Raw genomic sequence first — 13,390 nt, forward strand, 5'->3', positions numbered from 1 at the left:
GCCATGTTATGGCGCGCCCTCAAAGAAGATCAGCCCGGCCCACGATGGGCCGGGCTTTTCGCCGAATACTGGCCCGACTACCGAAAGTGGTGGCTCAAGGAAGGTGACGCCGCGCGCCCCAGCTATCTGGAAAGCCGCCGTGCGCTGGAAACCCACATGCCGGAACTGATGCCGCTTTACGATGATTTGTGTGAACAGGCCGGTGGCGGCGATCAGGCGGCGCGTTTCCTCAGCTTTTATTGCCCGCCACCCTATCTGGCGGGGTGCAGCCAGGCGATCTGGCCCGGTGAGGAGCCGGTCCTGGTCCGCAACTACGATTACGACCCGAACGCCTTTGACAGTCTGATCCTGCGGACCGGGTGGCAGGGACGGCAGGTCATGGGGACGTCGGACGGGCTCTGGGGGCTGGTCGACGGGATGAACGATGCAGGGCTTGCCGTTTCGCTGACCTTCGGCGGCCGGCGCGTGGTGGGCGACGGGTTCGGCGTGCCATTGATCCTGCGCTATGTCCTGCAGACCTGCACGACCGCCGAAGAGGCCGGCGCGGTTCTGGCCCGCGTGCCCACCCACATGAGCTACAACGTCACCGTGCTGGATGCCGAGCGGCACTACCTGACGGCGATGATGTCGCCTGATCGTCCGACCGTCATCACCCACGCGGCTGTGGCGACCAACCATCAGGAGCATGTGGAGTGGATCAGCCATGCCCGCTTTACCGCGACGGTCGAACGCGAGCGATTTCTGCTACAGAGGCTGACCCTGCACCGCGACCCCGAGGATCAGTTCATCGGCGCTTTCCTGCGCCCGCCACTTTATTCCACCGCGTTCGATGCCGGGTTCGGCACGCTTTACACCGCCGTCTATCGCCCGCGTCTGCAGCAGATGGAGGTGCGCTGGCCCGGAACGATCTGGTCGTTCGCCATGGATGATTTCCAACCGGGTGGCCGGCGCGTCCAGATACCGGGGGCGGCGTAGGGTGTCGCATGTCTTTCCGCGTCACTGCAAACAACTGCTACCCGTCGCGGTACGCGGCGAAGGCTGCTACCTCTACGATGCCAGCGGCAAGGCCTATCTCGATGCGTCAGGCGGGGCGGCAGTGTCCTGCCTTGGCCATGGTGATCGCACGGTGATCGACGCGGTCAAGGCGCAGTTGGATGCGCTCGCCTATGCACACACCGGGTTTTTCACATCCGAACCGGCAGAAACGCTGGCCGATCTGCTGATCGCAAATGCGCCGGGTGATCTGGATCGCGTGTATCTGGTCTCCAGCGGGTCGGAGGCGATGGAATCCGCGATCAAGCTGGCCCGCCAGTATTTTGTCGAAAAGGGCGAACCGCAACGTGGACGCCTGATCGCGCGCAAGCAAAGTTATCATGGCAACACCATGGGTGCGCTGTCGGCTGGCGGAAACGCCTGGCGGCGGGCGCAATTCGGCCCGCTCCTGATCGACATGAGCCACATCGACCCGTGCTACGCCTACCGGCTGAAGCGTGACGACGAAACGCCGGAAGACTACGGCCTGCGCGCCGCCAATCTGCTGGAAGAGGAATTGCTGCGCGTCGGACCCGAAAACGTGATGGCCTTCGCGGCCGAGCCTGTCGTCGGCGCGACTGCCGGTGCCGTTCCCCCGGCACCCGGCTATTTCAAACGCATTCGCGAAATCTGCGATCAATACGGTATTCTGCTGATCCTCGACGAGGTGATGTGCGGCATGGGGCGGACGGGAACGCTCTTTGCCTGCGAACAGGACGGTATCGCGCCCGATATCCTGTGCATCGCCAAAGGATTGGGGGCCGGGTATCAGCCGATCGGCGCGATGCTGTGCACCCGGCACACTTACGAAACCATCGAAAACGGCAGTGGTTTTTTCCAGCACGGCCACACCTACCTGGGTCACCCGACAGCCGCTGCGGCCGGCGTCGCAGTGGTGTCGAAAATGCTGGACCGGGGCCTTGTCGCCGGGGTGCATGCCAAGGGCGAAAGTCTGACCGACGCGTTGCGCACTACCTTCGGGCAGCATCCTAATGTCGGTGACATCCGCGGGCGGGGATTGTTCCAGGCCATCGAACTGGTCGCGGACCGCGACACCAAGGCGCCGTTCGATCCCGCTCGCAGGATTGCGGCCCGGATCAAGGCCGCCGCATTCGACGCGGGCCTGATCTGCTACCCGATGAGCGGCACGATCGACGGACGAACCGGCGATCACGTGCTGTTGGCCCCGCCGTTCATCATAGAAGATGCGCAGATTTCTGAACTTGTGGAGAAACTGTCACGCGCAGTCGAAACCGCACTGAAATAGCGCGACAGACCATCGAGCGGTGGCCAAGCCATGATTGTCGGTTATTGTCGTGGTGTCGCCCTCAGCGGCAACAGGAAACGCGACAGTGCGACAGAAACGCCACCGATGATCATTCCCTTCCACATCACCGAAATGATGCGCCGTCTGCGTGACCGCTATACCAAGGTCGGCCTGGCGCAGCGCATGGACCGGCGCGACACGATTTTCCGCACCCTGCGACCTGTCCGCAACGCGACACCGGCAACCGTCGCCCGCTATTGGGAACAGATCAGCACGGCTGGCACGGTGGAGGAGGGCGATCAGGCGCAGATGGCCGATCCGCAGACGCTCGAAAATACGCAAAGCTACAGCCGCAACATCGAAAACTTCATCGGCACGGTGAAAGTCCCGGTTGGCGTGATAGGACCCTTGCGCATCAACGGGCTGAACGCATCCGGCGACTACCATGTGCCGTTGGCCACGACGGAGGCGGCGCTGGTCGCCTCCTACGGGCGCGGCGCCTTTGCCGCGTCAAAGGCCGGCGGCGTCAGCACGGCGGTGCTTTACGAGGGCGTGATCCGCACCCCGGCCTTCGTATTCGACAAGCTGATCACCGCCGGGCTTTTCGTCGAGTGGATCGTCGACAACGTGGCCGCGCTCAAGGATGCGGCGGAAAGCACCACCCGGCACGGCGAATTGATCTCGGTCGAACCGATCCTCGACAACAATGTCGTCTTTCTGATCTGCCGCTACCGCACGGGTGATGCATCCGGCCAGAACATGGTGACGATTGCCACCAATGCGCTGTGCGAACACATTGCCGCCCATTGCGTCGTGCCCGTCGACCGCTGGTATATCGAGGGGAATTTCTCGGGAGACAAGAAAGCCTCGGCTTTGGGGCTGTTGACAGGGCGCGGGCGCAAGGTATCGGCGTCGGTCACGCTGTCCGCGGCGGACGTGACGAAATACCTTGGCACGACAGTCGACGCGATGCTTTATTATGGCCGCGTCGCGAACCTCGGATCGCTCCTGTCCGGTCAGATGGGCGCGCAGGCGCATTACGCGAACGGTCTGGCCGCACTTTACATCGCCACAGGTCAGGATGCCGCCTGCGTGGCCGAAAGTGCCGTTGGGTTCACCCGGATGGAACGGCGCGGCACGGATTTGTTCTGTTCGGTCACGATGCCCAATATCCTCGTCGGGTCCGTCGGCGGGGGTACCGGCCTGCCCAGTCAGACTGCGGGGTTGAACATCCTCGGGCTGCGCGGCAACGAAAAGGGGGCGGCACTGGCAGAGGTCGCGGCGGGGCTCTGCCTTTGCGGAGAGATATCCATCGTGGCGGCCATCGCCGCCGGTCACTTTACCCGTGCGCATGAAAATCTGGCGCGCCACAGATGAAACAGATGACGCTCTCCGAACGCCTCTGGCGATATCAGGCGACCCGTTTTCCACTGGCGAAAACGGTGCCGTTGCTGGCTGTGTTTTCAGCCGCTTCCATCACGCTGTCTGCCGTTCTCGCCGACCGACCGCTGCCGGGGGTCACGGCCTATCTTGCGGGCTTCATTCTGGTCTTCTGTTTGTTTTTTCAGCTGCGTGTCGCGGATGAGGTCAAGGACAGCGAGGATGACCGCCTGTTCCGCCCCGAACGCCCGATCCCCAGCGGAATCGTCAGCCTCCGGCTGATCGTCGTGCTCGGGATTGCGACCCTGCCCGTCGCGGCAGTGACGGCGCTGCTCTACGGGGCCGGGCTGATCTGGCTTCTGGGTCTCGTCTGGCTCTGGCTTGTTCTTATGACGGCGGAATTCGGCGTGCCGCGCTGGCTCAAGGCCCGTCCGATCCTTTATCTCCTCAGCCATATGGCGATCATGCCGCTGATCGACCTCATGCTGACAGGGATCGAGTGGCTGCCCCATGGCAGACCGCACCATGCGCTCTGGCTCTTTATCGCGCTGTCCTTCGTGAACGGCTGCCTGCTGGAAATCGGGCGCAAGCTCTGGGCACCGCAGAACGAACGTGTGGGGGTCGAAACCTATTCCGGTCTGTGGGGACCGAAGGTCGCGACACAGGTCTGGCTGGGGTGCCTCGGCCTGTCATTGCTGCTGCTGATCGGGGTCGGTCTGGCCGCAGGTGGCCTGTTCGCGATCCTGATCGTGGCTCTGCCCGGTGCCGGTCTGGCTGTGCAGCGTGCCTTGGCCTATATGGAGGCACCGACCCCGGAGGCGCAGGACCGGCTGGACACGGTCGCGGGTCTGTGGGTCTTCCTCTGCTATGCCAGTGCGGGCTTCCTGCCTCTCGTCTTTGGCGGTGGCGCGTGAGCTACATCATCAACGGATCACAGGATGCCGCCAAGGTCGGCGGCAAGGCAGCCGCCCTCGCGCGGCTTGACGCTGCTGGATTCCATCCACCCGCTTTCTTCGCGATCTCGGCTGATGCCTTTACTGCCGGCAAATCCGGCCCCGTGGCGGCCAGTGGTCTCAAGGCCGCGCTCGACGTCGCGCTGCAAGCCCTTGGCCCGGGGCCATTCGCGGTCAGATCGTCCGGTCAGGCCGAAGACGGGGCCGATCATTCCCACGCGGGCCAGTTCGACACCCTTCTGGACGTTCCGGCTGGCGGAGTGCTTGCGGCGGCCAAGCAGGTCTGGCAGTCGGGGTTCTCCGATACGGTCGCGACCTATCGGGCCGTCAAATCCGGCGGGGCTGCTGCGGCACCGGCCATCGTCGTGCAGCGCATGATCGCCGCCGATGTGTCGGGCGTGGCGTTTTCGGCGGACCCGGTGTCGGGCCGCCGCGATCTGGTGGTCGTGTCGGCAATCGCGGGTCTGGGCGATGCACTGGTCTCGGGCGAGGAGGACGGCCAGACGTGGATCGTCGGCGACACCGGGGATACGCCGGACAATCCGGTGCTGACCGATGCGCAGGTCACCGAGGTCGCCGATCTGGCCCGCCGGACAGAGGCCGCATTCGGCGCACCGCAAGACATCGAATGGGCCATCGACGGCGACGGGCTACACATTCTGCAGGCCCGCCCGATCACAACCCCGCTCTTGCCCGCCGCCAACCGCGACGACACGCTGCAGATTTTCGATAACTCCAACATCGTCGAAAGCTACCCAGGCATGGTGAGTCCGCTCACCTACAGCTTTGCCGTGCATGTCTATGACCGCGTCTATCGGGCGTTCGTGCAGCTTCTGGGTGTGCGTGACGACACCATCGCTGCCAACAGTGCGGTGTTCGGCAACATGCTCGCGCGGCTGGACGGGCGGGTCTATTACAACCTTGTCAACTGGTATCGCGCGCTCGCGCTGCTGCCCGGCTTCGCGCTGAACCGCGCCTACATGGAAACCATGATGGGCGTGTCGGAGCCGATGCCGGAGGAGATCACATCCCGGATCGGCCCTCCCGACCTGAAGGGCTGGCGCAAATGGCGCGAGTACGGGCGCGTCGGGCATGTCGCGCTGCGGCTGGTCTGGGCCGCGATCCGTCTGCCCGCGACCCGCCGGAAATTCTATGCGCGTCTGAACGCGGCGCTGAACTCAGGTCTTGACCTCGACGATGCGACGCCCACGCAACTCGCCGTCGAATACCGCCGGATCGAAAGCACGCTGCTGGACCGCTGGGATGCGCCGCTGGTCAACGATTTCCTGTGCATGATCGCCTTCGGCGCGTCGCGGAACATGCTGGAAAAATGGCTGGGGCCGGATGGGTTGACCCTGCACAACGATGTGATGATCGGGCAGGGCGATATCGTCTCGGCCGAACCCGCGCAGCGCATCGCCCGAATGGGGCGGCAGGTTGCGGAAACCGGTCTGGCGGACGTGTCTGCCGATGAATTTCTGGACGCGCTGTCCGATCATGCAGACCTGAAGGCCGCGTTTGACGATTATCTTCGCAAATTCGGTGACCGCTGCACCGAAGAGCTGAAACTTGAATCGATCCCGCTGACAGACGATCCGGCGCAGTTGATCTACGCCATTCAGGCCCATGCCAAGCGACCACCCGCCGCACACACCGCAAGCGTCGATCCGGATTGGCAGTCGCTGTTCCCCAAAAATCCGATCCGTCGCGTCTGCACCAGATGGATCATCGGCTGGACGAAAGCGCGTGTCCGCGACCGCGAGAATCTGCGGTTCGAGCGAACCCGGATTTTCGGATACGCACGTCAGGTCTTTCTCGCACTCGGTCGCGAATTTGCCGCACGCGGGATCATCGCCGCCCCGCGTGACATATTCCACCTGACCAAGGATGAAATCCTAGGCGCTGTCGAAGGCTTTGGCCTCAGCCACGATCTGCAATCGCTCGTCTTACTACGTGCACGGGCCGATGCCGCATCGGCAGGCCGGCCGGACTCGGAAGAGCGGATCACGATGCGCGGCCCCGCGCTCTACCAACCAAAGACCGAGGTCGCCGTCCCGGAAGCGCAGACAGGCAACGCCCGCACCGGCACCGGATGTTCGGCCGGTCAGGTGACCGCCCGCGCCCGTGTGATCCGTGACCCCCGGACAGAGCGTCTGGAACCGGGCGACATTCTTGTCGCGCGCCATACCGACCCGGGCTGGATCGCTGTTTTTTCAAACGCGTCCGCCATCGTCGTGGAACGCGGATCGTTGCTGTCCCACTCCGCGATCGTCGCGCGTGAACTGGGCATCCCCTGCGTCGTGGGACTCAAGGCGGCGACCCAGTGGGTGACTGACGGCGAAATGCTGCAGGTCGACGGCGCGACCGGAGAGGTGGTCAAACATGACGTCTGAAATCGCGGGCAAGGCCCGGTTCGATCACATCCGCTACGCCCAGTTGTGGGAAGATGCAGACGTCCTTTGCGCCGCGATGAAACCCGATCCGGGGCAGACGCTGGTGTCGATCTGCTCGGCGGGCGACAACGCTTTGGCGTTGCTGACGCTGGACCCAGCCCGCGTCGTCGTGGTCGATCTGTCGCCCGCGCAGATTGCCTGCCTGCACCTGCGCATCGGCGCGATGCGCATGTTGAGCCATGCCGACTTCCTTGTCCTGATGGGCGCGCGCGAAGGCGGCGACCGGGTCGTTCTGCTGGACCGGGCGCTAGCCGAGGTCGACGCGGAAACCCGCGCGTTCTGGCAAGACCTCAAACCGCTGGTCGCCGCCTATGGTGCCGGCGGCGCGGGTAAGTTCGAACGCTATTTCCGCATTTTCCGCCGACGGCTTCTGCCGCTGGCCCATTCCCGCCGCACCATCGACGACATCTTCGTCAGTCGTCCGCCAGACGCGCGGCGCGATTTCCTGCTGAACCGCTTTGAAACATGGCGGTGGAAGCTGCTGCTGAAAGTCTTTTTCTCGCGTTTCACGATGGGCCGCATGGGCCGCGACAAAGCGTTTTTCGATCATGTCGAGGGATCGGTGGCCGACCACGTCACCCGGCGCATCCGCCATGCCGCCATCACGCTTGACCCGGCGGACAATCCCTATCTGCACTGGATCATGAAAGGCACCCACGGTGCCGCACTGCCGATGACTTGGCGGGCCGCACACTACGACACAATCCGCAGCAGGCTCGACCGGCTCGACATCCGGCTGGGATCGCTGGAGGCTTTCATCGGCACCGGCGAAAAGGCCGACGGATTCAACCTGTCGGACATCTTCGAATATATGTCTGAAGACGTCTTTTCGCAGGTCTATGACAGCATCCTGTCCGCCGCGAACCCCGGCGCGCGTCTGGTCTATTGGAACATGATGGTCCCGCGACGGTTGCCCGGACCTATGACTGAAAAGGTGCAGACACAGGTCCCGCTGGAAAACCGGCTGAAGGCGCAGGACAAGGCGTTTTTCTATTCCGACTTCGTGATCGAGGACGTCATTTGACCGCGACCACCCAGATCGCCATCGCCGTCGCGTCCATCATCGTGCTGCTGGGCCTGATGGGAATTGTCCGGTCACTGGCGCGTCGCTGGGGCCTCAACCCCGAGGTGCAGCGCAAGCTGGTCCACATCGGCACCGGGCTTTATGCGCTGACGCTGCCGTGGCTTTTTACCGACCGCTGGCCGGTTTTCATGCTGGTCGGTCTTACATTGATCGTCATGTTTGCCTTGCGGATGCCGCATTTCGCCAGGGGCGGCCTCGGGGAAACCCTGCACGGCGTCGAACGGCAGTCCTACGGTGATATCCTGCTCGCGCTGGCCGTCGGCACCGTGTTCCTATTATCCGACGGAAATGCGCTGCTCTATGTCCTGCCCATCGCGATCCTGACGCTGGCCGATGCCGCCGCCGCCCTGACCGGCAGCCGCTACGGCCGCAAGTTCTTTACCATCGAGGATGGCCAGAAAAGCATCGAAGGATCCGTCGCGTTTTTCCTGATCGCCCTGATCCTGTCGATGATCTGCCTGCTGCTGCTCTCGGACGTGCCGCGCGCCAACGTCATCCTGCTGGCGCTGATCGTCGCCGCCTTCGGCACACTGGTCGAGGCGGACAGTTGGCGCGGGTTCGACAACTTCTTTCTGCCCGCGGGCATCATGGTGTTTCTGGAAAGCAATCTGAACAGTCCGCCCTTCGTGCTGCTCATCATCATGGGGCTGTTCACGCTGGCGATCTTCGTCTTCCTCGCCGCCGCCCCGCGCCTGCGTCTGACCCCCCATGCCGCGCGGGTCTATGTGATCTCGGCCTTCATGCTGATCTCGGTCACGGCGCTGCAAAACACGATTCTGCCGCTTCTGGCCTTCGTCGCGCATGCGGTGTCGCGTAGCCGGATGCCCTGTCGCGCGACCTACCCGGAGCTTGATATCGTCGCCGCTCTGGCACTTGCCAGCTTTGCGTGGCTGTCGATCGGTCTGGTGACCGGGTTCAATGCGCTCGCCTTTTACGGGGCTCACGCGCTTGGCCTCTCGGTTGGTTTCATGGCTCTGGCGGGTGCCGGTGTCGGCAGCCGGTTGATGGCCGGGGCTGTGACGGGCATCGCGCTCGCCGCGCTTTATTTCTGGCTGATCCCGGCCAACGGCGCGGTGGTGGCCTGGTCGGGTGACATGCGTTGGACCGTCGCACTGACAGCCATCGTCGCCGTGCTGGTTCCGGCGCTGTGGTCCGCGCGATTTGTCGATCATCGCGCGGCAAAGTTGACAGTCGTCACCGGCGTGGTTCCATGGGCAGGCTATGCCATGGGTGTTCTGGGGCAGGGAGGGGTCAGTTGAAACAGGAGTTCGCGAATACCGGCGCAAAGGCGACGCTGTTCCACGACGCGCCGGATTGGAACGATGCCCGCGCGATGGCTGTCGGGCAGATCAAGTTTCAAAGCGCAGAGGCAGGCAGTGCCCTGCTAGAAGATATTGCAGACGCCGCGCTTAAGTCCGGTGCACGCGCCCTGATCGGTCCGATGGATGGCGACACCTGGCACAGTTACCGGCTGGTCAGCGAAAGCGATGGACGCACCGCCTTCCTGATGGAACCCAAGAGCGGACCGCACGATCTGGCATGTTTCCGCGCCGCAGGATTTGAACCGATCAGCCGGTATTTTTCCGCCTCGGCAAAGCTGGAGGACATTCCCGTCGTGCCGCCGAAAGACACCGAGACTTTCGATGTGGAAACCTGGGACGGCAGCGACCCGAAACGTTTGTTCACGCAGGTGCATGATTTGTCCTGCACCGCCTTCGCGCAGAATCCGTTCTACAAGGATATCGCCCTGTCCGACTTTCTGGCGATGTACATGCCGGTCGTGCCGATGCTGCAGCAGGATCTGATCCTGTTCGCGCGCGCGCCCGATGGCGCGCTCAAGGGCTTCCTGTTCGGCATCCCGAACTATGCCGAAGGGCCGCAGACCAAAACCGTGATCCTCAAGACCTACGCCAGCTTGCAGAAGGGGGCCGGTCACGCGCTCAGCCAGCGGTTCTATGCAAATGCCCGCGCCGCGGGGTTCGACACCGCAATCCACGCACTAATGCACGAAGACAACCTGTCGGCGCTCCGGTCGGGCATGAACAATGCCGAAGTCTTCCGCCGCTACGCGCTGATGGGGCGGCGGCTTGACTGAAACACTGCTCTCCGCTTTCGCAAACGCGGTGGCGGCCCATGGCGCGTCCGCCGCCCTGATCGCCGGGGACGGGCAGACCGTCAGCTTCGCGGCGTTGCAGGCGCGGGCGGCGGACCTCGCCGCGTCATGGTCGGCGCAGGGGATGGGGCAGGGTGACCGTATCCTGATCGCGATGTCCATCGGGCCGGACCTTTACGCGACGCTCGCCGCCGTATGGTCGCTGGGTGCGGTGGCGGTGCTGCCGGAACCCGCGATGGGCCTGGCCGGTTTGCGCAACGCGGTGGCGACGGCGGATGTTACTGGCCTGTGCACCTCCGGGGCCTATGGCTTGCTGCGATTCCTGCCTGCGCTCTGGCGCACACGGCATTACCGGACACGGGCGAAACCGACCGGCACCCCGTTGCCCGACACGCCCGCCCCGGACGATCTGGCGCTGATCTCCTTTACCTCAGGCACGACCGGGCGGCCCAAGGCGATCCCGCGCAGCCACCGGTTCCTCATGGCGCAGCATGCCGCCGTTGCTCCGCTGTTGCACAGCGAAAAGGCGGAGCGCGATCTGGTCGCCTTTCCGGTTTTTGTTCTGATCAACCTTGCGGCGGGCCGCACATCCGTGCTGCCGAACTGGAAGATGTCCAGGCTGGACCGTGTCACGCCGGATGATCTGTCGCGGTGGATACAAAAGCAAAAAGTGACCCGCGCGCTTTTGCCCCCGGCCCTGTGCGAAACGCTGGCGCAGTCGAACGGATCGCCCGATCTGCATACCGTATTTACCGGCGGCGGCCCCGTATTTCCCGATCTGGTCGCGCGGTTGCAGGCGTGCGGGAACACGCGTGTCGTCAGCGTCTATGGCTCGACCGAGGCGGAACCTATCGCGCACCTCGATGCTGCCGACATCGCAGCTGACGATCTGCAAAGGATGCACGATGGGGCCGGTCTGCTGGCGGGCGTGCCTGTTCCGCAAACGCAGGTCCGTATCTGGGAGGGAGAGATCGTCGTGGCCGGGGATCACGTCAATACCGGCTACCTCGATCCCTCGCAGGATGCCGAGACGAAATTGCACGAGGACGGTCAGATCTGGCACCGCACCGGCGATGCGGGAAGTCTCGACGATGCTGGGCGGCTTTGGCTGTTGGGGCGACACCGGGACGTGGTGCAGACCCGGGCAGGCCCGCTTTATCCCTTCGCCATCGAAACCGCTGCGCGCCTTTGGCCCGGCGCGGAACGGGCAGCGCTGGTCACGGACGGCGACCGTGGCGTTCTGGCCGTGACAGGCGACCGCGCGCAACTTGCGGAATGGACGCGGAGCGCGGGCCGTTTCGGCGTTCAGGACGTGCGCCACCGTGCGGCGCTCCCAATGGACCGGCGCCACCGGTCCAAGGTGGACGTCGCGGCCTTGCGCAAGCAGTTGGGGCTGAACGGCTAGGGCCTCACTGCGGCGGCGCGAAGTCGTGGGCGTTCGCTCGCTTCCAGCGTGTCCGGTATTCGATGTGATCGGTACCGTCTTTCAGCAGGAAGCCTTCGGGCAGATAAGGAAAGCTGTCCGACCCTTCCTTCATCTGGCTGTCACCGTCGCGCTGCATGAAGTGATAGGGCAGGAAATCGCGCGGATCGTTCAGCCCTGCCGCGCCAGCCATCTCACCCAAGGCCTTGAGCGTATTGTCATGGAACCGGGCGACACGCTGGCTCTTGTCCGCCACGTGCAGCGCCTTCTGGCGCTCCTTGTCCTGCGTGGCGACCCCGACAGGGCAGTGGTTGGTATGGCAGGCCTGCGCCTGAATGCAGCCGATGGCGAACATATAACCGCGGCCCGCATTGCACCAGTCGGCCCCAAGCGCCAGCGCACGGGCGATGTGGAATGCCGACGTCACCTTGCCCGCGGCACCGATCTTGATCTCGTCGCGCAGCCCCGCGCCGCGCAGCGTGTTGTGCACGAACGACAGCCCCTCGACCATCGGCATGCCCACGTGGTTTGCGAACTCCAGCGGTGCCGCGCCAGTGCCGCCTTCGGTCCCGTCCACGACGATGAAGTCGGGCGCGATCCCGGTCTCCAACATCGCCTTCACGATGCACATGAATTCGCGCCGATGCCCGATGCACAACTTGAACCCGATCGGCTTGCCGCCCGACAACTCGCGCAGCTGCCCGATGAACTGCACCAACTCCATCGGGGTCGAGAACATCGCATGTGACGCGGGCGAGACGCAGTCGACACCCATCGGGATGTCGCGCGCCTCGGCGATCTCGGGCGTGATCTTGGCGGCGGGCAGCATCCCGCCATGGCCGGGCTTTGCACCCTGGCTCAGCTTGATCTCGATCATCTTGATCTGGTCGTCTTCGCACTGTTCGGCAAAGCGGTCGGGATCGAATTCACCCTCATGCGTGCGGCAGCCGAAATAGCCCGATCCGATCTCCCAGATCAGATCGCCGCCGCCCTCGCGGTGATAGCGGCTGATGCCGCCCTCGCCGGTGTCATGGGCAAAGCCGCCCAGCTTGGCACCTTTGTTCAGAGCCGAAATCGCATTGGCCGACAGGGAACCGAAGCTCATTGCCGAGATATTGTAGAGCGACGCCTGATAGGGCTTCTTGCAGTCCTTGCCGCCGATATGGACCCGGAAATCGGTGTCCTCGAAATGTGTGGGCACAATGGAGTGGGTCAGCCAGCTGTAACCACCCTCATAGACCTTTTCGCGGGTGCCGAAGGGGCGCTTGTCCTCCGCCCCCTTGGCGCGCTGATAGACGAGCGAGCGCGCGTCGCGGCTGAACGGCACTTCTTCGGCGTCGCTTTCCAGGAAATACTGCCGCATTTCCGGGCGGATCATTTCGAGAAAGAAACGCACATGACCCAGCACCGGATAGTTGCGCAGGATGGCGTGCCGCCGCTGGTTCATGTCGTGGATGCCAAGGGCGGTCAGTCCTGCAAAAAGGACGAAAGGAACCACCAGCCATCCCCACCAGATCATCCCGATGGCACACAGGATCGTCAGTGCCGTGACGATGACGAATGTGTAAAAGCGTTCTTCCAGAAAAAACTTCTGCATCTGGTCCCCCCAATTCCGGCGTGGGACCACCATGGCAAAGCCACGCACAAAGGCAACCGCTAACAGGGCGGCGATTTGTCCGGTTTTG

At 63.8% G+C, this 13,390-nt stretch carries 10 protein-coding genes; 9 read left to right on the forward strand and 1 reads right to left on the reverse strand.

The window, feature by feature from the left end; all coding sequences use genetic code 11:
* The first annotated feature begins 3 nt into the window (after positions 1 to 3).
* Genes AC04PH_RS04350 through AC04PH_RS04390 form a run of 9 tightly spaced genes read left to right on the forward strand, consistent with a single transcriptional unit; the run spans position 4 to position 11,687 of the window.
* Positions 4 to 975, forward strand: a complete 972-nt coding sequence (locus tag AC04PH_RS04350) for a C45 family autoproteolytic acyltransferase/hydrolase (protein ID WP_483064513.1) — start codon at positions 4 to 6, stop codon at positions 973 to 975.
* Between the two features lies 1 nt (position 976).
* Positions 977 to 2,299, forward strand: a complete 1,323-nt coding sequence (locus AC04PH_RS04355) for an aspartate aminotransferase family protein (protein ID WP_483064514.1) — start codon at positions 977 to 979, stop codon at positions 2,297 to 2,299.
* A 30-nt stretch (positions 2,300 to 2,329) separates the two neighbouring features.
* Positions 2,330 to 3,676: a hydroxymethylglutaryl-CoA reductase gene (locus AC04PH_RS04360; RefSeq protein WP_483064515.1), complete on the forward strand. Its 1,347-nt coding sequence runs from the start codon at positions 2,330 to 2,332 to the stop codon at positions 3,674 to 3,676.
* Positions 3,673 to 4,593: a UbiA family prenyltransferase gene (locus AC04PH_RS04365; RefSeq protein WP_483064516.1), complete on the forward strand. Its 921-nt coding sequence runs from the start codon at positions 3,673 to 3,675 to the stop codon at positions 4,591 to 4,593. Before AC04PH_RS04360 ends, AC04PH_RS04365 begins: the two co-directional genes overlap by 4 nt.
* Complete coding sequence (locus tag AC04PH_RS04370; RefSeq protein ID WP_483064517.1) at positions 4,590 to 7,025, forward strand: PEP/pyruvate-binding domain-containing protein; 2,436 nt, start codon at positions 4,590 to 4,592, stop codon at positions 7,023 to 7,025. Before AC04PH_RS04365 ends, AC04PH_RS04370 begins: the two co-directional genes overlap by 4 nt.
* The gene (locus AC04PH_RS04375; protein ID WP_483064518.1) at positions 7,015 to 8,109 is read left to right on the forward strand and encodes a BtaA family protein; all 1,095 of its coding nucleotides are present in this window, start codon (positions 7,015 to 7,017) and stop codon (positions 8,107 to 8,109) included. The genes AC04PH_RS04370 and AC04PH_RS04375 overlap by 11 nt, the downstream gene beginning before the upstream one ends.
* Positions 8,106 to 9,428, forward strand: a complete 1,323-nt coding sequence (locus AC04PH_RS04380; protein WP_483064519.1) for a hypothetical protein — start codon at positions 8,106 to 8,108, stop codon at positions 9,426 to 9,428. The genes AC04PH_RS04375 and AC04PH_RS04380 overlap by 4 nt, the downstream gene beginning before the upstream one ends.
* Positions 9,425 to 10,264 (forward strand): hypothetical protein, encoded by an 840-nt coding sequence (locus AC04PH_RS04385; RefSeq protein ID WP_483064520.1) that lies wholly within the window; start codon positions 9,425 to 9,427, stop codon positions 10,262 to 10,264. Before AC04PH_RS04380 ends, AC04PH_RS04385 begins: the two co-directional genes overlap by 4 nt.
* Positions 10,257 to 11,687 carry an AMP-binding protein gene (locus tag AC04PH_RS04390; protein WP_483064521.1) on the forward strand — a complete coding sequence of 477 codons (1,431 nt, stop codon included), beginning with the start codon at positions 10,257 to 10,259 and terminating at the stop codon, positions 11,685 to 11,687. Before AC04PH_RS04385 ends, AC04PH_RS04390 begins: the two co-directional genes overlap by 8 nt.
* 4 nt (positions 11,688 to 11,691) lie before the next feature.
* On the opposite strand, the gene AC04PH_RS04395 is transcribed toward AC04PH_RS04390, so the two are convergent.
* Positions 11,692 to 13,302, reverse strand: coding sequence for an FMN-binding glutamate synthase family protein (locus AC04PH_RS04395; RefSeq protein WP_483064522.1), 1,611 nt, complete (start codon positions 13,300 to 13,302; stop codon positions 11,692 to 11,694).
* Positions 13,303 to 13,390: the final 88 nt, after the last annotated feature.

Source organism: Yoonia sp. KMU-150 (assembly GCF_056858355.1).

What these genes read in the sequence shown, in the direction of transcription:
- AC04PH_RS04350 (WP_483064513.1), top strand. Translation starts at nt 4, where the DNA reads ATGTTATGGCGCGCCCTCAAAGAAGATCAGCCCGGCCCACGATGGGCC.
- AC04PH_RS04360 (WP_483064515.1), top strand. Translation starts at nt 2,330, where the DNA reads ATGATTGTCGGTTATTGTCGTGGTGTCGCCCTCAGCGGCAACAGGAAA.
- AC04PH_RS04365 (WP_483064516.1), top strand. Translation starts at nt 3,673, where the DNA reads ATGAAACAGATGACGCTCTCCGAACGCCTCTGGCGATATCAGGCGACC.
- AC04PH_RS04375 (WP_483064518.1), top strand. Translation starts at nt 7,015, where the DNA reads ATGACGTCTGAAATCGCGGGCAAGGCCCGGTTCGATCACATCCGCTAC.
- AC04PH_RS04395 (WP_483064522.1), bottom strand. Translation starts at nt 13,302, where the DNA reads ATGCAGAAGTTTTTTCTGGAAGAACGCTTTTACACATTCGTCATCGTC.